Origin of the sequence: Streptomyces sp. NPDC048442, assembly GCF_040651475.1 — a bacterium.
In the GTDB taxonomy this organism is placed as follows: domain Bacteria; phylum Actinomycetota; class Actinomycetes; order Streptomycetales; family Streptomycetaceae; genus Streptomyces.
The window spans coordinates 265,041-281,059 of the sequence record NZ_JBEZKB010000005.1 but is presented as its reverse complement, the minus strand read 5'-3'; the positions used below and the strand labels follow the sequence as shown (position 1 = coordinate 281,059).

The following is a 16,019-nucleotide window of genomic DNA, read 5'->3' as shown; positions in this document are numbered from 1 at the left end:
TCGTGAAATCCTGCACAAGCACCGGCCTACGATGGTTGCCGTGTTGAACCCCCTCGCCCTCATCGCCAAGCGATGGACGCCCACGCCCCGTACGCTCCAGCGCGCCGCGATGTCGGCCGTCGTGATGAGCGTGTTCATCATCGTCACCGGCGGCGCGGTCCGGCTGACCGGTTCCGGTCTCGGCTGCGACACCTGGCCCAAGTGCACGTCCGGCAGTCTGATCGTGACGCCCGAGCAGGGCTTCCACGGTTACATCGAGTTCGGCAACCGCATGCTGACGTACGTCCTGTCGGCCGCGGTCGGCTGGGCGATCATCGCGGCGCGCGCGACCAAGCCGTGGCGGCGCGGGCTCACCCGCATCGCCTGGGCCATGTTCTGGCTGGTGATGAGCAACGCCGTCATCGGCGGCATCTCCGTGCGGACCGGCCTCAACCCGTGGACGGTCGCGGGCCACTTCCTGGCCGCCAACGTCCTCCTCGCCGTCGCCGTCGTCGTCTGGCAGCGCACCCGCGAGGGCGACACCCCGCCGAGGCCGCGCGTGCCGGGCCCGGTCCGCAAGCTGTCCTGGGCGATCGTCGCGGCCACGGTCGTGCTGCTCGTCCTCGGTACGTCGGTGACCGGTTCCGGCAAGCACGCCGGTGACAGCAGTGACGTACCGCGCATGCCGTGGGACTGGACCGACGCGGCTCATGTGCACGCGATCGCCGCCTGGGCCCTCTGCGCGCTGGCCATCGCGATGTGGCTGGTGCTGCGCATGGTGGACGCCCCGGACGACACGCGGGCGCGCTCCCGCGATCTGCTGATCGTGCTGGTGGCCCAGGGCGCCGTCGGTTACGTCCAGTTCTTCACGCAGGTCCCGGAGATCCTGGTCGCCGTCCACATGCTGCTGTCCTCGCTGATGTGGATCGCGGTGGTCCGCCTCGCCCTGAGCCTGCGCGAGCGCCCCCTGGAGAGCTCCGACGAGGTCCCCGCACCGCAGTCCGGCGCCTCAGCCGACACCGCGGTCGCCAGCGTCGTCTGACAACCGGTAGACGCGGCGGGCATTGCCCGCCGCGATCAGGCCCGCGACCCGTTCCGCGTCCGCCTTCGACCAGGCGCCCTCGGCCACCCAGCCGCCGAGCACCCGGCCGATCGCCTCGCGGAACACCTGTGCCCCCACCACGTGCAGTTCCGGCAGCCCGCGCGCGCCGCTGGAGAACAGCAGCTTGCCGAACGGTGCCAGCTCCAGGGTCTCCGCGAGTACGGCCGCCGCCCGCGCCCCCGTGTGCGCGGGCGCGGGCCCCAGGTCCGCGTAGACGTGCGGGAAGACGCCCGCGAGATGGGCCGCGTGCCGGTGGTACGGATAGCCGTGCAGCAGCACCAGGTCCGTGCCGAGCCCCGCGCTCGCCGCCGCGAACTCCGTGAGCCGCTCCGGGTCCCCCGCCACGTGCAGCTGGAGCGGCAGCCCGCAGCCGACCGCGTTCCACAGCAGGTGCCGCAGCAGTACGGGGTCGGTCAGCCGGCCGCCCGCCCGGCGCCCCGCCAGCCACCGCCCGGCCGCCCCGCGCACCTCGCCCGGCCCCGGCGGGTACGGCGCGAAAGCGAGCCCGTGCCGTACCCCCGCCACCGAGGTGAAGGCCACCGCGGACTTTCTCGCCGCGTGCATCGCCTCGCCCAGATTGGCGAGGAACCCCTCCGCCGTCCCCGAGGTGTCGGCGATCTGCTCCGCGAGCAGCTCCAGCCGTACGATCTCGCGCGCCTCGGCGCCGCCCGCCGACGCCAGGTCGTCGGGGCAGGTCAGGTCGCCCGGCAGCCCGGTGTCCACGAGGTACGTCGAGATCCCGGTGCCCCTCAGCAGCCGCCGCCCCGCCTCCAGTACGCCCAGCTCCCGGCGCCTGGCCAGATAGCGGGCGGGCGTGCAGTGCGGCTCCAGGCCGAGGAGGGGCGGACACCAGCGGCGTACCGCGAAACCGGTCTGGGTGTCGAAGAAGGTGGTGCCCGCGGCGGGCGGCGCGGGCGTGCGCCCGAGGTGGGCCTCGAAGGTGCCGAGACCCAGCTCGGTGCGGAGCACCCCGTGGCAGTACTGGTCCACCAGGGACGACGGGGTCGTGATCATGGGGGCTCCCGGGGTGGCGGTGACGCTTCCGCAGGGCCTAACGGGTGAGGCCCGCCCCGGGTACTCCCGAGAGAGCCTAGGAAGGCTCGTCCGCGGTCTTCTTCTCGGACTCGCTCACGGGCTTGCTCGCGGACTCGCTCACCGGCTCGGTCACAGGCTCGCCAGCCGGCTTGGTCACAGGCTCGCCAGCCGGCTTGCTCGCGGGCTTGTTCGCCGGGCCGCCGATCTGGATTCCGGCCATCCGCTTCCACTCGTAGGGGCCGGTCTCGACCTTGGCCGCGAAGTCGCCGTCGAAGTCCTCGTGGACGGTGATCCCTGCCTTCTCGGTGGCAGCCTTCGCCACGTCGTACGTCGGGGCCACCAGGTCGCCCCAGGCGCCGTCGTCACCGACCAGGACGATGCGGGTGCCCCGCTGCCCGATGTACGCGAGCTGTCCCTCGGCGCCGCCGTGCTGCCCGGCGAAGGCGCCGATCTGCTTGGCGAGCTTGGCGGTCCTGCGCTCGGCCGACTTGCTGGGGGCCTGCACGGCCTGCTCTGCCTGCTTGGTGTCTGCCATGAGCAGGATGCTACCGACGAGTAGCGAAACTGGCGACGGGCGGGACGCGTGGCCTTGACCACGTGTCCCGCCCGCTTACGGACGTACGTACTTCTACCAGCGCAGGAAGGGGTCCACGGCGACCGCCACGAACAGCAGCGAGACGTAGGTGATGGACCAGTGGAACAGCCGCATCTCCTTGAGCTTCGCGCCGGTGATCTCCGCCTTGGCGCGGGCCAGGAGGCCGTGCGCCTCCCAGAGCCACCAGCCGCCGGTGACGGCCGCGACCGCGGTGTAGAACCAGCCCGTGTAGCCGAGCGGCTGGAGCAGCAGGGACACGGCGACCATGACCCAGCTGTACGCCACGATCTGCTTGGCGACCGCCTTGTTGCCCTTGACGACCGGCAGCATCGGCACGCCCACCCGGGCGTAGTCGTCCTTGACCTTCATCGACAGCGGCCAGTAGTGCGGCGGCGTCCAGAAGAAGATGACCAGGAAGAGGATCAGCGCTGCCCAGGAGAGCGAGTTGGTCACCGAGGACCAGCCGATGAGCACCGGCAGGCAGCCGGCGATGCCGCCCCAGACGATGTTCTGCGCGGTGCGGCGCTTCAGGATCATCGTGTAGACGACGACATAGAAGAGCAGTGCACCCAGCGACAGCGCGGCGGACAGCCAGTTGATCAGCAGTCCGAACCAGAGCGTGGAGATCACCGCGAGCGAGATGCCGAAGACGAGGCACTCGCGCGGGCTGACCATTCCGGTGACCAGCGGTCGCTGCGCCGTGCGGTCCATCAGCGCGTCGATGTCGCGGTCGATATACATGTTCAGCGCGTTTGCGCCACCGGCGGAGAGATAACCGCCGAAGCAGGTGGCCAGCACCAGCCACAGGTCGGGGACACCCTGCTCCGCAAGGAACATCACCGGAACGGTGGTGATCAGCAGAAGCTCGATGATCCTCGGCTTGGTCAGTGCCACAAACGCCTTGACCCGTGCTCCGAACGGCCGATGGCCCCCCGGGCTGGGAGTCAAGGCGACCCCTGCGGGTCGGGACTCGACGGCCGTCACGCACACCCCTGACAGAGAATTCTTAAGCAAGCTCCGGACGTGAAGGCCCGGTAAAGACTTGCGCGTACCACGCCACTCTAGACGTTGCCCATACGTCGCCCTCCGCCGGGGTGGGGTCGTGTTGGGCCGTCCGTGAAGCAGCCGTGGGGTCCGGCCGCACTGGGAGTACTGTCCCGATGTATACGGAAATGCGTTCGTCGAGAGGCGAACCCCGTTCGGCGCGCGCACCCTGGTCACTGAGGCGTCGATTTTCCACGGCGTGGACTCGAAATTTTGCGCGTTCCTGCGGGGGTAGGCTCGACAGCGCCCCGGTGCGGCGAACAGACACCGGGACCAAACATTGTGGAGAGGAGCCCTGACCCAGGGTGAGCACCAAGCCGACCACCACAGACCTTGAGTGGACCGAATTGGACCAGCGGGCCGTAGACACCGCCCGCGTCCTGGCTGCGGACGCCGTACAGAAGGTCGGCAACGGCCATCCGGGTACGGCCATGAGCCTGGCCCCGGCCGCGTACACCCTCTTCCAGAAGGTGATGCGGCACGACCCGGCGGACGCCGAGTGGACGGGCCGCGACCGCTTCGTCCTTTCCGCGGGCCACTCGTCCCTCACTCTGTACACCCAGCTGTACCTGGCCGGCTTCGGCCTGGAGCTGGACGACCTCAAGGCGTTCCGCACCTGGGGTTCCAAGACGCCGGGCCACCCGGAGTACGGGCACACCACCGGTGTCGAGACGACGACGGGCCCGCTCGGCCAGGGCGTCGCCAACGCGGTGGGCATGGCAATGGCCGCCCGCTACGAGCGCGGCCTGTTCGACCCGGAGACGGCGCTCGGGGAGTCCCCGTTCGACCACTTCATCTACGCGATCGCCGGTGACGGCTGCCTGCAGGAGGGCATCTCCGGCGAGGCGTCCTCGATGGCCGGCCACCAGAAGCTCGGCAACCTCGTGCTTCTGTGGGACGACAACCACATCTCGATCGAGGGCGACACGGAGACGGCCGTCTCCGAGGACACCATGAAGCGCTACGAGGCGTACGGCTGGCACGTCCAGCGCGTGGCGCCCAAGCCGGACGGTGACCTGGACCCCGAGGCGCTGTACGACGCGATCGTCGAGGCCAAGAAGGTCACGGACAAGCCGTCGTTCATCGCGATGCGCTCGATCATCGCCTGGCCCGCGCCGAACGCGCAGAACACCGAGGCCGCGCACGGCTCGGCGCTCGGCGACGACGAGGTCGCAGCCACCAAGCGCGTGCTCGGCTTCGACCCGGAGAAGACCTTCGAGGTCTCCGACGAGGTCATCGCCCACACCCGCGAGGCCCTCGACCGGGGTGCCCAGGCGAAGGCCGAGTGGGAGAAGGGCTTCGCCGCCTGGCGCACCGCGAACCCGGAGCGCGCGGCCGAGTTCGACCGCATCTCCGCGGCCGAGCTGCCCAAGGGCTGGGAGGAGAAGCTCCCGGCCTTCGAGACCGGCAAGGCAGTCGCCACGCGTGCGGCTTCCGGCAAGGTCCTGGCAGCGCTCGGTGCGGTCGTCCCCGAGCTGTGGGGCGGCTCTGCCGACCTCGCCGGCTCGAACAACACGACGATCGACAAGACGTCGTCGTTCCTCCCCGAGGGCAACCCCCTCCCGGAGGCGGACCCGTACGGCCGCACGATCCACTTCGGCATCCGCGAGCACTCGATGGCCGCCGAGATGAACGGCATCGCGCTGCACGGCAACACGCGCATCTACGGTGGCACCTTCCTGGTGTTCTCCGACTACATGCGCAACTCCGTCCGGCTCTCCGCGCTGATGCACCTGCCGGTGACGTACGTGTGGACGCACGACTCGGTCGGTCTCGGCGAGGACGGCCCCACCCACCAGCCGGTCGAGCACCTGGCCTCGCTGCGCGCCATCCCGGGCCTCAACGTGGTCCGTCCGGCGGACGCCAACGAGACCGCGATCGCCTGGCGCGAGATCCTCAAGCGGTACACGAAGGTCTTCGGCAAGGGCGCCCCGACGGGCCTCGTGCTGACCCGTCAGGGTGTGCCGACGTACGAGCGCAACGAGGACGCGGCCAAGGGCGGCTACGTCCTGTTCGAGGCCGAAGGGCCCTCCGGGCAGAACACAGAGCCGCAGGTCATCCTCATCGGCACCGGTTCCGAGGTCCAGCTCGCCGTCGAGGCGCGCGAGGAGCTCCAGGCCGCGGGCGTACCGACGCGTGTCGTGTCGATGCCGTCGGTCGAGTGGTTCGAGGAGCAGGACCAGGGGTACCGGGACAGCGTCCTTCCCCCGTCGGTCAAGGCGCGTGTGGCGGTCGAGGCCGGTATCGGTCTGACCTGGCACAAGTACGTGGGCGACGCGGGCCGGATCGTTTCGCTGGAGCACTTCGGTGCCTCGGCGGACGGCAAGGTCCTCTTCAAGGAGTTCGGTTTCACCGGCGAGGCAGTCGCTGCCGCCGCCCGGGAATCCCTCGCCGCCGCCCAGCGCTGACGCCCGTAGAGACACAGACCAGTAGGAGATGCAGAACTCATGACAGACGCACTCAAGCGCCTCTCCGACGAGGGCGTGGCGATCTGGCTCGACGACCTGTCGCGCAAGCGGATCACGTCCGGCAACCTCGCCGAGCTGATCGACCAGCAGCACGTCGTGGGCGTCACCACCAACCCCTCGATCTTCCAGAAGGCGATCTCGCAGGGCGACGGTTACGACGTCCAGCTGACCGACCTCGCGGCCCGCAAGGTGACCGTCGAGGAAGCGATCCGGATGATCACGACGGCTGACGTGAGGGACGCCGCCGACATCCTGCGCCCGGTCTTCGACGCGACGCAGGGCCAGGACGGCCGGGTCTCCATCGAGGTCGACCCGCGCCTGGCCCACCACACCCGGGCAACGGTCGCCGAGGCCAAGCAGCTCGCCTGGCTGGTGGACCGCCCCAACACGCTCATCAAGATCCCGGCGACCAAGGCCGGTCTGCCGGCGATCACCGAGGTCATCGGCAGGGGCATCAGCGTCAACGTCACGCTGATCTTCTCGCTGGAGCGCTACCGCGAGGTCATGGACGCCTACCTGGCGGGCCTGGAGAAGGCGAAGGCCGCCGGCCTGGACCTCTCCAAGATCCACTCGGTGGCCTCCTTCTTCGTGTCCCGCGTGGACACCGAGATCGACAAGCGCCTGGACGGCCTGGGCACGGACGAGGCCAAGGCCCTCAAGGGCAAGGCCGCGCTGGCCAACGCCCGTCTCGCGTACCAGGCGTTCGAGGAGGTCTTCTCCTCGGACCGCTGGGCCGCGCTCGACAAGGCGCAGGCCAACAAGCAGCGTCCGCTGTGGGCCTCGACCGGCGTCAAGGACCCGTCGTACAAGGACACGCTGTACGTCGACGACCTGGTGGCGCCCGGCACGGTGAACACCATGCCGGAGGCGACCCTGGAGGCCACCGCCGACCACGGGCAGATCACGGGCAACACCATCGCGGGCACGTACGAGCAGGCCCGCGCCGACCTCGACGCCGTCGAGAAGCTCGGGATCGCGTACGACGATGTCGTACTGCTCCTGGAGACCGAGGGCGTCGACAAGTTCGAGGACGCCTGGAACGACCTGCTCAAGTCGACCGAGGCCGAGCTCCAGCGCCTCGCACCTTCGAAGGGCTGACCACTTGTCCAGCAGCAATCCGCTGCGTGACGCACAGGATCGACGGCTCCCGCGTATCGCGGGGCCGTCGGGCCTGGTCATTTTCGGCGTCACGGGCGATTTGTCCCGTAAAAAGTTGATGCCTGCCGTGTACGACCTGGCCAATCGCGGCCTGCTGCCGCCGGGCTTCTCGCTCATCGGCTTCGCCCGTCGCGACTGGCAGAGCGAGGACTTCGCACAGGTCGTGCACGACGCAGTCAAGGAGCACGCGCGCACGGAGTTCCGCGAGGAGGTCTGGCAGCAGCTGATCCAGGGCATGCGCTTCGTGCAGGGCGACTTCGACGACGACGAGGCGTTCGAGACGCTGAAGTCGACGATTGCCGAACTCGACCAGGCGCAGGGCACCGGCGGCAACTTCGCCTTCTACCTGTCCGTACCGCCGAAGTTCTTCCCCCAGGTCGTCCAGCAGCTCAAGAAGCACGGGCTTGCCGACCAGTCGGAGAACTCCTGGCGGCGCGCCGTCATCGAGAAGCCCTTCGGACACGACCTGGACTCCGCGCAGGAGCTCAACCGGATCGTGCACGAGGTCTTCCCTCCGAACGAGGTCTTCCGGATCGACCACTACCTGGGGAAGGAGACGGTTCAGAACATCCTGGCGCTGCGTTTCGCCAACCAGATGTTCGAGCCGATCTGGAACCGGTCGTACGTCGACCACGTGCAGATCACCATGGCCGAGGACATCGGCATCGGCGGCCGGGCCGGGTACTACGACGGCATCGGCGCCGCCCGCGACGTCATCCAGAACCACCTTCTCCAGCTGCTCGCGCTGACCGCGATGGAGGAGCCCGCCTCCTTCGACGCGGACGCGCTGGTCGCGGAGAAGTCCAAGGTGCTGGGCGCGGTCAAGATCCCCAAGGATCTGGGCCGGGACACGGTGCGCGGGCAGTACGCGGCGGGGTGGCAGGGCGGCGAGAAGGCCGTCGGCTACCTCCAGGAGGACGGCATCGACCCCAAGTCGAAGACCGACACCTACGCCGCGATCAAGCTGGAGATCGACAACCGCCGCTGGGCGGGCGTCCCCTTCTACCTCCGTACGGGCAAGCGGCTCGGCCGCCGCGTCACGGAGATCGCGGTCGTCTTCCAGCGCGCCCCGCACTCCCCCTTCGACCACACCGCCACCGAGGAACTCGGGCAGAACGCGATCGTCATCCGCGTCCAGCCGGACGAGGGCGTCACGGTCCGCTTCGGCTCGAAGGTCCCCGGCACCTCCATGGAGATCCGGGACGTGTCGATGGACTTCGCGTACGGCGAGTCCTTCACGGAGTCCAGCCCCGAGGCGTACGAACGCCTGATCCTGGACGTCCTGCTCGGCGACGCCAACCTGTTCCCGCGCCTGGAGGAGGTCGAGCAGTCCTGGCGGATCCTCGACCCGATCGAGCGGTACTGGGACACGCACGGCAAGCCCGCGCAGTACCCGTCCGGTACCTGGGGCCCCGACGAGGCGAACGAAATGCTCGCACGAGACGGACGGAGCTGGCGCCGGCCATGAAGATCGACCTGACGGACATCACGTCCAGCAAGATCAACAAGGCACTCGTGAAGGGACGGCGGGCCCTGGGAACCCCCGCCGTCGGCATGGTGCTGACCCTCGTCATCGTGACGGACGAGGAGAACGCGTACGACGCGCTCAAGGCCGCCAACGACGCATCGCGCGAGCACCCCTCGCGCAAGCTCGTCGTCATCAAGCGCCCCTCCCGCTCGCCGCGGGACCGCTCGAAGGCACGCCTCGACGCGGAGGTACGGATCGGCGCGGACGCGGGCACCGGTGAAACGGTCGTCCTGCGCCTCTACGGCGAGGTCATCAACCACGCCCAGTCGGTGGTCCTCCCCCTCCTCCTCCCGGACGCGCCGACGGTGGTGTGGTGGCCGGTGAACGGTCCCGTGGACCCGGCGAAGGACCCCCTGGGGGCCCTGGGCCAGCGCCGCGTGACCGACACGTACGCCGCCGAGCAGCCGATCCACGAGCTGACCGCGCGCAGCGAGAACTACACGCCGGGCGACACGGACCTGTCCTGGGCCCGCATCACCCCGTGGCGTTCGATGCTGGCCGCCGCACTCGACCAGCTCCCCACCGAGGTCACTTCCGTCGAGGTGGAGGGCGAGGAGTTCAACCCGAGCTGCGAGCTGCTCGCCATGTGGCTGGCGGACCGCCTCGGCGTTCCCGTGCGGCGCACGCTCTCCTCCGGCCCCGGTCTGACGGCCGTACGGATGGAGACCCAGGACGGCCCGATCGTCCTGGACCGCGCCGACGGCTCGCTGGCCACCCTGTGCATGCACGGCCAGCCGGACCGTGCGGTGGCGCTGAAGCGGCGCGAGACCGCCGAGCTCATCGCTGAGGAACTGCGCCGCCTCGACCCGGACGACACCTACGCCTCCGCGCTGAAGTTCGGCGTGGACCGGCTGGGCGCGGTCGTGGACAAGGCGGAGGCGGAGGCCTCGGCGACGGGTGGGACGGCATCGTCCGACAAGCCCGCCGAGAAGGCGGACAAGCCCGCCCCGGCAAAGAAGGCCACGTCTGCCGCTGCCGCGAAGAAGGCGGCGTCCAAGTGATGAGCAACGCGCCGCAGTTGGTGGTGCACCGGGACAAGGAGCTGATGGCGCAGGCCGCGGCTGCCCGGCTGATCACCAAGGTGGTCGACGCTCAGGCGGCCCGCGGTTCGGCGTCGGTGGTCCTCACCGGTGGCCGCAACGGGAACGGCCTGCTGGCGGCGCTCGCCACCTCACCGGCCCGGGACGCGATCGACTGGTCGCGCCTGGACCTGTGGTGGGGCGACGAGCGCTACGTCCCCGCCGACGACCCGGAGCGCAACTACACCCAGGCCAGGAAGGCCCTGCTGGACTCGGTCCCGCTGGACCCGGCCCGGGTGCACGCGATGCCGGCGTCCGACGCGGGCTTCACCGACGCGGACTCGGCCGCGGCGGCGTACGCGGCGGAACTGGCCGCGGCGGCGGGCCCCGAGGACCACGGCTCCGTGCCCACGTTCGACGTCCTCATGCTGGGCGTCGGTCCGGACACGCACGTCGCGTCCCTCTTCCCCGAACACCCGGCGGTACGCGAGACGCAGCGGACGGTGGTCGGCGTCCACGGCGCCCCCAAGCCGCCGCCCACCCGCATCTCGCTCACCCTCCCGGCGATCCGCGCGGCCCGCGAGGTGTGGCTGCTGGCGGCGGGCGAGGACAAGGCGAGGGCGGCGGCGATCGCCCTCTCGGGTCCGGGCGAGGTCCAGGCCCCGGCGTCGGGTGCGTACGGACGCGCCCGCACGCTGTGGCTGCTGGACGCGGCAGCTGCGTCCGAACTGCCGCGGGCACTCTACCCGCAGGCCTCGGCCTGACCGCTGGGCGCGGGGCGAGCGGGTGCGGTCGTGAAGGGGGCGTGCTCCGCGTGGGGGCCGCCCCCTTGCCCACCCGTCCCGCCCCCGGGGGGCGGCCCCGCTGCCCAAGGAGGCTCGGGGCTAAGGGGCGGCAGTTAGGGGCGCGGGGAACTGCGCGACCAGCCACGACGCACCTGCACGAAGTCCCCGCACCGCACGATGTCCCCCGCAGGTGCGCACCGGGCCCGCACGGGGGCCAAAATCCCGCCCCCTACCCCCGTTCCACGAACGGCCCCAGCAACCCCTCCACCGCCTCCTCCGCGAAGGCCAGCCCCTCCCCCTCCCCCGCGTCGTACACCGAGTACGCCCCTGCCCCGGCCGCGGTCGTGGCCATGACCGTGACCAGCCCCGCCCTCCGCTGGAAGACCGACTGCTTCACGGTGAAGCCGATCACCCCGTCCCTCCGCAGCGCCACCGTCGCCCGCCGCACCGTCCCCGACCGCATCACCAGGTACTCCCCGGTCAGACCGTGCCCCAGCGCGCGATACGCATCGACCGCCAACAGCACCGCCACCGGCAGCATCACCACCGCCACGCCCCCGGCGACGTACAGCAGCACGTCCGTCAGAAGCACCCCCAGCACCACCAGCACCAGAGTCACCCCCAGCACTGCTCCCACCGACCACCGCAGCCGCCGCCCCCGCGCCGCGGCGGGGTGCGGAACCAGCCGGGCCGCCGACGTCGGCGCGACCGGCTCGCGCAGCACCCGCGCCGCCACCGAGTCCGCCAGTTCCCTCGGCACGGCCGGGATCAGCGTCTTGTGGTCCGTGTGCTTGTCGGAATCGTCTTCCGCGAGACCGGTGGCCACCGCGTCCACGCGGGCCGCACCGGCCAGCCGTACGCCCAGGGGCTCCACGACCTCGACGCCCCTCAGCCGCCGTTCCTCGATCGAGATCGACCGGGAGGTGAGCAGTCCGCGCTGGACCCGCAGCGTGCCGCCCGGCTCGCGGTCGAGCCGGTAGCCCCACCACATCTCGACGAACAGCCCGAGCGCACCGACCACGCCCGCGAACAGCAGCGCCAGCGCGAGCGTGAGGACCATCCAGGCCACCGCGACCCCGCTGAACAGGCCGCCGACCCACTCGATGACGCCCCTCTGCATGCCGAACCATTCGCTGCCCTGCATCACCGCGCCGCCGGCCGCGAAGCCGAGCAGCGGGGCCGTGAAGGACACCGGCGCGTACCGGATCCAGCCCGGGTCGAGGGTGGCGAGCCTGCCGTCGGTGTGCGCCCCGCCGGTGGACGGAGCGGCCCGGACGAGGAGTTCGCGGCGCAGCCGGTCGGCCTCCTGCCGGGTGACCGGGTGGAGTTCGAGGGTGGAATCGGCGCCGCCGCTGTGCTCGCCCGTACCGATCCGCACCTTGACCAGGCCGAAGACCCGCAGCAGCGGGTGCGCGGTGAGGTCGACGCTGCGGATCCGCTCACGGGCCAGCGAGCGTCGCTTCACCAGCAGCAGCCCGGTGTGCAGTTCGGCCCGCTCGGGGCCGATCCGGTACCGGGTGCGCCGCCACCGTACGTATTCGGCGCCCGCGCTGCCGCCGATGACGACCACGGCCCCGCCCAGCACCCAGCCGAGCGCGGCCCAGGCCCCGAAGGGCACGGTGAGGGCGACGAAAGCGGGCACACCGCCGCTGAAGGCGATGCCGCTCATGATCAGCACGGCGACGACGACCGTCCGCCGGTCGAGCTGCCGCCACTCACCGTGGTCGCGCTCACCACCGTCGTACTCGGCGTCGTCGTGCCCGGCGCCGTCGTGCCCGCCCCCCGGGTCGCTCATGTCGCGTCCCCCGGCGTCGCCCCGGTGATCTGCGTCAGCCGCTCGGCGAGCTCAGCGGCCACCTCGTGGTCCAGGCCCTCGATCCGCACCGCGCCCTTGGAGGAGGCGGTGGTGACGACGACCGTGGCCAGCCCGAAGAGCTGCTGAAGCGGGCCGCGCACGGTGTCCACGGTCTGGATCCGGGACATCGGCGCGATCCGCCACTCCTGCCAAAAGAAACCGGTTCGGACGTAGACCGCGCTGTCCGTCACCTCCCACCGGTGCACCCGGTACCACCACAGCGGCAGGAACACCGAGACGATCAGCCCCGGCACCGCGATGACGGCCGCGGGCAGCAGCAGCCAGAACCTGGCCGGGGCGATCAGGACTCCCAGCAGTACGAGGACGAGGACGGGCGGCACGAAGAGCGCCAGCCACTGCACCTGCCACCAGCGGACGGACCGCGGGTCGAGCATGTTGTTCGGCGGCCTGAGCCTTACGGCCCCCGTGCCATTCCCCGTCACCGTCACCCCTTGTCGGTCAGCAGAGGGCTCAACGACCCCGCAGCGTACGGTACTTGTCCACCAGCGCGGCGGTCGAACTGTCGAGCTGCTCGCCGCCTTCGCCCTTGGTGAGCACCGGCTCGATCTTCTTGGCGAGGACCTTGCCGAGCTCGACTCCCCACTGGTCGAAGGAGTCGATGTTCCAGATCGCGCCCTGGACGAACACCTTGTGCTCGTACAGCGCGATCAACTGCCCGAGCACCGAGGGCGTCAGCTCGTCGCTGAGGATCGTCGTCGTCGGGTGGTTGCCGCGGAAGGTCTTGTGCGGCACCAGCTCCTCGGCCACGCCCTCGGCGCGCACCTCGTCCGGCGTCTTGCCGAAGGCCAGCGCCTGCGTCTGGGCGAAGAAGTTCGCCATCAGCAGGTCGTGCTGGGCCTCCAGACCGGACGTCAGATCGGCGACCGGGCGGGCGAATCCGATGAAGTCGGCCGGGATGACCTTGGTGCCCTGGTGCAGCAACTGGTAGTACGCGTGCTGTCCGTTGGTGCCCGGGGTGCCCCAGACGACCGGTCCGGTCTGCCAGTCGACCGGATTGCCGTCACGGTCCACGGACTTGCCGTTGGACTCCATGTCGAGCTGCTGGAGGTAGGCGGTGAACTTCGACAGGTAGTGGCTGTACGGCAGGACCGCGTGCGCCTGCGCGTCGAAGAACGCCCCGTACCAGACGCCCAGCAGACCCAGCAGCAGCGGCACGTTCTCCTCGGCCGGCGCCGTGCGGAAGTGCTCGTCGACCTGGTGGAAGCCGTCGAGCATCTCGCGGAACCCATCGGGGCCGATGGCGATCATCAGCGAGAGGCCGATGGCCGAGTCGAAGGAGTAGCGGCCGCCGACCCAGTCCCAGAACTCGAACATGTTGGCCGTGTCGATACCGAAGTCGGAGACCTTCTCGGCGTTGGTCGACAGGGCCACGAAGTGCTTGGCGACGGCGGACTCGTCGGCGCGCAGGTGCGTCAGCAGCCAGTTGCGGGCGGACGTGGCGTTGGTGATCGTCTCGATCGTCGTGAAGGTCTTCGACGCGACGATGAAGAGGGTCTCCGCCGGGTCGAGGTCGCGGACGGCCTCGTGCAGGTCGGCGCCGTCCACGTTGGAGACGAAACGGAAGTCCAGCTCGCGGGCGCTGAAGGAGCGCAGCACCTCGTACGCCATGGCGGGGCCGAGGTCGGAGCCGCCGATGCCGATGTTCACCACGGTCTTGATGCGCTTGCCCGTGTGGCCGGTCCACTCCCCCGACCTGACCTTGTCGGCGAAGCCGGCCATCTTGTCGAGGACGGCGTGCACCGCCGGGACGACGTTCTCGCCGTCGACCTCGATCACCGCTCCGCGCGGGGCGCGCAGCGCGGTGTGCAGGACGGCCCGGTCCTCGGTGGTGTTGATCTTCTCGCCGCGGAACATGGCGTCGCGCAGCTCGGCGACCCCGGTGGCACGGGCCAACTCGCGCAGCAGCCCCAGCGTCTCGTCGGTGACCAGGTGCTTGGAGTAGTCGAGGTACAGGTCGCCGACCTGCAGGGTGTAGCCGGTGCCGCGCGCCGGATCGGCGTCGAACAGGTCGCGCAGGTGTGTGTCACCCAGCTGCTCCCGGTGCTTGCCCAGGGCGGTCCACTCGGGCAGCTGGTTCAGCCTGGTGCGGCCGCCCGTGGCCTGCGAGCCGCTCTTCGAGTCCATTGCGTTCATCTCGGACATCAGCCCTCTTCTACTCGTATCTGCATGCATCCCCCGCTGCCTCCCCCAACTTAATTGATCAGGGGTGCGAGTGAGGCCACGGACAGGACGAACAGCCCTGCGGCCATCAGCATCGGGGTGTTCAGCCCCCAGGCCGAGGCCACCAGCCCGCCCAGCAGCGCACCGAGCGGAGCCCCTGCGGCGCCCAGCGTCCGGGAGGCCGCGCTGATCCTGCCCAGCATCTTCGCCGGGGCGCGCTCCTGCATCAGGGTCACCTCGTTGGCGTTCCACACCAGGCCCATCAGGCCGAACAGGGCGAGGGCCACCACGGTCACCCACAGCTCCCGCACCAGCCCCATGGCCAGCAGACAGCCACTCTGGACGATCCCGGCGAGGAACACGCAGCGTATTCGCCCCAGCACCCGGGCCAGCCTCCCCGCCACCAGTCCCCCGATCACGCTGCCCACCCCGTATGCGGTGAGGGCCACCACGTATCCCGTGTGCCCGGCATCCAGCCAGCCGGTGAGGTGCAGTACCAGCATCGCGATGAGCGCGCCGACGCCCACGTTGCACAGTGCGGCCGAAATGCAGAGTCCGCGCAGCGGCCGGTCCGCCCAGAGCGTCTTCAGCCCCTCCTTGATGTCACCGCGCAGGGTCGCGCCGGCCTCTCTGGGCTCCCGCTCCGGGGCTGCGGTGCGCAACGAGGCGATCAGCACCGCCGCCAGGACGTAGGTCACCGCGTCGGCCGCGTACGGCACAGAGGTGCCCCAGATCAGCAGCACCGGCACCAGCGGGGCCGCCAGGAAGGTACCCGCGATCATCTGCCCGGTCATCAGCCGGGCGTTGGCCGTGCCCAGCGTCGGGGCAGGGACCAGCGAGGGCAGCAGCGCCGTGGCCGCGTTGTCGAAGAGGGTCTGGAGGGTGGTCAGGGCGAACGCCACCACGACGAGCAGCGCGATCGACGCGTGTCCCCGCGCGACCGCCACCGCGAACGCGGCCATCAGGACGCCCCGCAGCAGGTCGACCGTCCACATCGCCCGCCGCTGGTCGACCCGGTCCGCGACCGCGCCGCCGAGCAGTCCGAACAGCAGCCAGGGCAGGAAGCCGCACGCGGTCACCAGTGACACCAGCACCGGGTCGGAGGTCAGCGAGGCGGCGAGCAGCGGCATCGCTGCCCCGCGCAGCGAGTCGCCGAACTTGGAGACGACGGCGGCCGACCACAGCCGACCGAAACCCCCACGCCAGGCGGGCGCCCGCTCCTCCCCCTGCACTGCTTGCACCGCCGCCACAACTGCCCCCGCCCCTACCG

12 protein-coding genes and 1 pseudogene are annotated in these 16,019 nt (G+C 70.5%); 6 read left to right on the top strand and 7 right to left on the bottom strand.

Annotated elements, in window-relative coordinates; all coding sequences use genetic code 11:
- Positions 1–31: 31 nt before the first annotated feature.
- Positions 32–1,021, top strand: coding sequence for a COX15/CtaA family protein (locus AB0D18_RS10760; RefSeq protein ID WP_362415158.1), 990 nt, complete (start codon positions 32–34; stop codon positions 1,019–1,021).
- Here the strand turns inward: AB0D18_RS10760 and AB0D18_RS10755 are convergent.
- The 3 genes and pseudogenes from AB0D18_RS10755 to AB0D18_RS10745 form a co-directional block, all read right to left on the bottom strand.
- Positions 989–2,095, bottom strand: coding sequence for an amidohydrolase (locus tag AB0D18_RS10755; RefSeq protein WP_362415156.1), 1,107 nt, complete (start codon positions 2,093–2,095; stop codon positions 989–991). The two genes, AB0D18_RS10760 and AB0D18_RS10755, sit on opposite strands and share 33 nt — an antisense overlap.
- A 208-nt stretch (positions 2,096–2,303) precedes the next feature.
- Positions 2,304–2,651 (bottom strand): annotated as a pseudogene (locus tag AB0D18_RS10750) (hypothetical protein); the annotation flags it as partial.
- 93 nt (positions 2,652–2,744) lie between these two features.
- Positions 2,745–3,701 carry a heme o synthase gene (locus tag AB0D18_RS10745; protein WP_362415338.1) on the bottom strand — a complete coding sequence of 319 codons (957 nt, stop codon included), beginning with the start codon at positions 3,699–3,701 and terminating at the stop codon, positions 2,745–2,747.
- Positions 3,702–4,060: 359 nt separating this feature from the next.
- Between AB0D18_RS10745 and tkt the strand changes: the two genes are divergently transcribed.
- The 5 genes from tkt to pgl are packed head-to-tail and all read left to right on the top strand — an operon-like array spanning position 4,061 to position 10,692.
- Positions 4,061–6,163 (top strand): transketolase, encoded by a 2,103-nt coding sequence (gene tkt, locus AB0D18_RS10740; RefSeq protein WP_362415154.1) that lies wholly within the window; start codon positions 4,061–4,063, stop codon positions 6,161–6,163.
- 39 nt (positions 6,164–6,202) lie between these two features.
- Positions 6,203–7,321 (top strand): transaldolase, encoded by a 1,119-nt coding sequence (tal, locus tag AB0D18_RS10735; RefSeq protein WP_362415152.1) that lies wholly within the window; start codon positions 6,203–6,205, stop codon positions 7,319–7,321.
- Between the two features lie 4 nt (positions 7,322–7,325).
- A complete protein-coding gene (gene zwf / locus AB0D18_RS10730) occupies positions 7,326–8,849 on the top strand; it encodes a glucose-6-phosphate dehydrogenase (RefSeq protein WP_362415150.1) in 1,524 nt (507 codons plus the stop codon).
- Positions 8,846–9,910 (top strand): glucose-6-phosphate dehydrogenase assembly protein OpcA, encoded by a 1,065-nt coding sequence (gene opcA, locus AB0D18_RS10725; RefSeq protein WP_362415148.1) that lies wholly within the window; start codon positions 8,846–8,848, stop codon positions 9,908–9,910. Before zwf ends, opcA begins: the two co-directional genes overlap by 4 nt.
- Entirely contained in the window at positions 9,910–10,692 is a 783-nt protein-coding gene (gene pgl, locus AB0D18_RS10720) for a 6-phosphogluconolactonase (protein WP_362415146.1), read from the top strand. The genes opcA and pgl overlap by 1 nt, the downstream gene beginning before the upstream one ends.
- A 250-nt stretch (positions 10,693–10,942) precedes the next feature.
- Here the strand turns inward: pgl and AB0D18_RS10715 are convergent, their stop codons facing one another.
- From AB0D18_RS10715 to AB0D18_RS10700, 4 genes are all read right to left on the bottom strand, one after another.
- Entirely contained in the window at positions 10,943–12,508 is a 1,566-nt protein-coding gene (locus AB0D18_RS10715; RefSeq protein ID WP_362415144.1) for a PH domain-containing protein, read from the bottom strand.
- The gene (locus AB0D18_RS10710; RefSeq protein WP_362415336.1) at positions 12,505–12,963 is read right to left on the bottom strand and encodes a PH domain-containing protein; all 459 of its coding nucleotides are present in this window, start codon (positions 12,961–12,963) and stop codon (positions 12,505–12,507) included. The genes AB0D18_RS10715 and AB0D18_RS10710 overlap by 4 nt, the downstream gene beginning before the upstream one ends.
- 76 nt (positions 12,964–13,039) lie before the next feature.
- A complete protein-coding gene (gene pgi / locus AB0D18_RS10705) occupies positions 13,040–14,722 on the bottom strand; it encodes a glucose-6-phosphate isomerase (RefSeq protein ID WP_362415334.1) in 1,683 nt (560 codons plus the stop codon).
- Positions 14,723–14,781: 59 nt separating this feature from the next.
- Positions 14,782–15,999 carry an MFS transporter gene (locus AB0D18_RS10700; protein ID WP_362415142.1) on the bottom strand — a complete coding sequence of 406 codons (1,218 nt, stop codon included), beginning with the start codon at positions 15,997–15,999 and terminating at the stop codon, positions 14,782–14,784.
- Positions 16,000–16,019 lie beyond the last annotated feature (20 nt).

Coding starts and splice junctions, on each gene's coding strand:
- AB0D18_RS10755 (WP_362415156.1), bottom strand. CDS start 2,095: ATGATCACGACCCCGTCGTCCCTGGTGGACCAGTACTGCCACGGGGTG.
- AB0D18_RS10715 (WP_362415144.1), bottom strand. CDS start 12,508: ATGAGCGACCCGGGGGGCGGGCACGACGGCGCCGGGCACGACGACGCC.
- pgi (WP_362415334.1), bottom strand. CDS start 14,722: ATGAACGCAATGGACTCGAAGAGCGGCTCGCAGGCCACGGGCGGCCGC.
- AB0D18_RS10710 (WP_362415336.1), bottom strand. CDS start 12,963: ATGCTCGACCCGCGGTCCGTCCGCTGGTGGCAGGTGCAGTGGCTGGCG.
- opcA (WP_362415148.1), top strand. CDS start 8,846: ATGAAGATCGACCTGACGGACATCACGTCCAGCAAGATCAACAAGGCA.
- pgl (WP_362415146.1), top strand. CDS start 9,910: ATGAGCAACGCGCCGCAGTTGGTGGTGCACCGGGACAAGGAGCTGATG.
- AB0D18_RS10760 (WP_362415158.1), top strand. CDS start 32: ATGGTTGCCGTGTTGAACCCCCTCGCCCTCATCGCCAAGCGATGGACG.
- tal (WP_362415152.1), top strand. CDS start 6,203: ATGACAGACGCACTCAAGCGCCTCTCCGACGAGGGCGTGGCGATCTGG.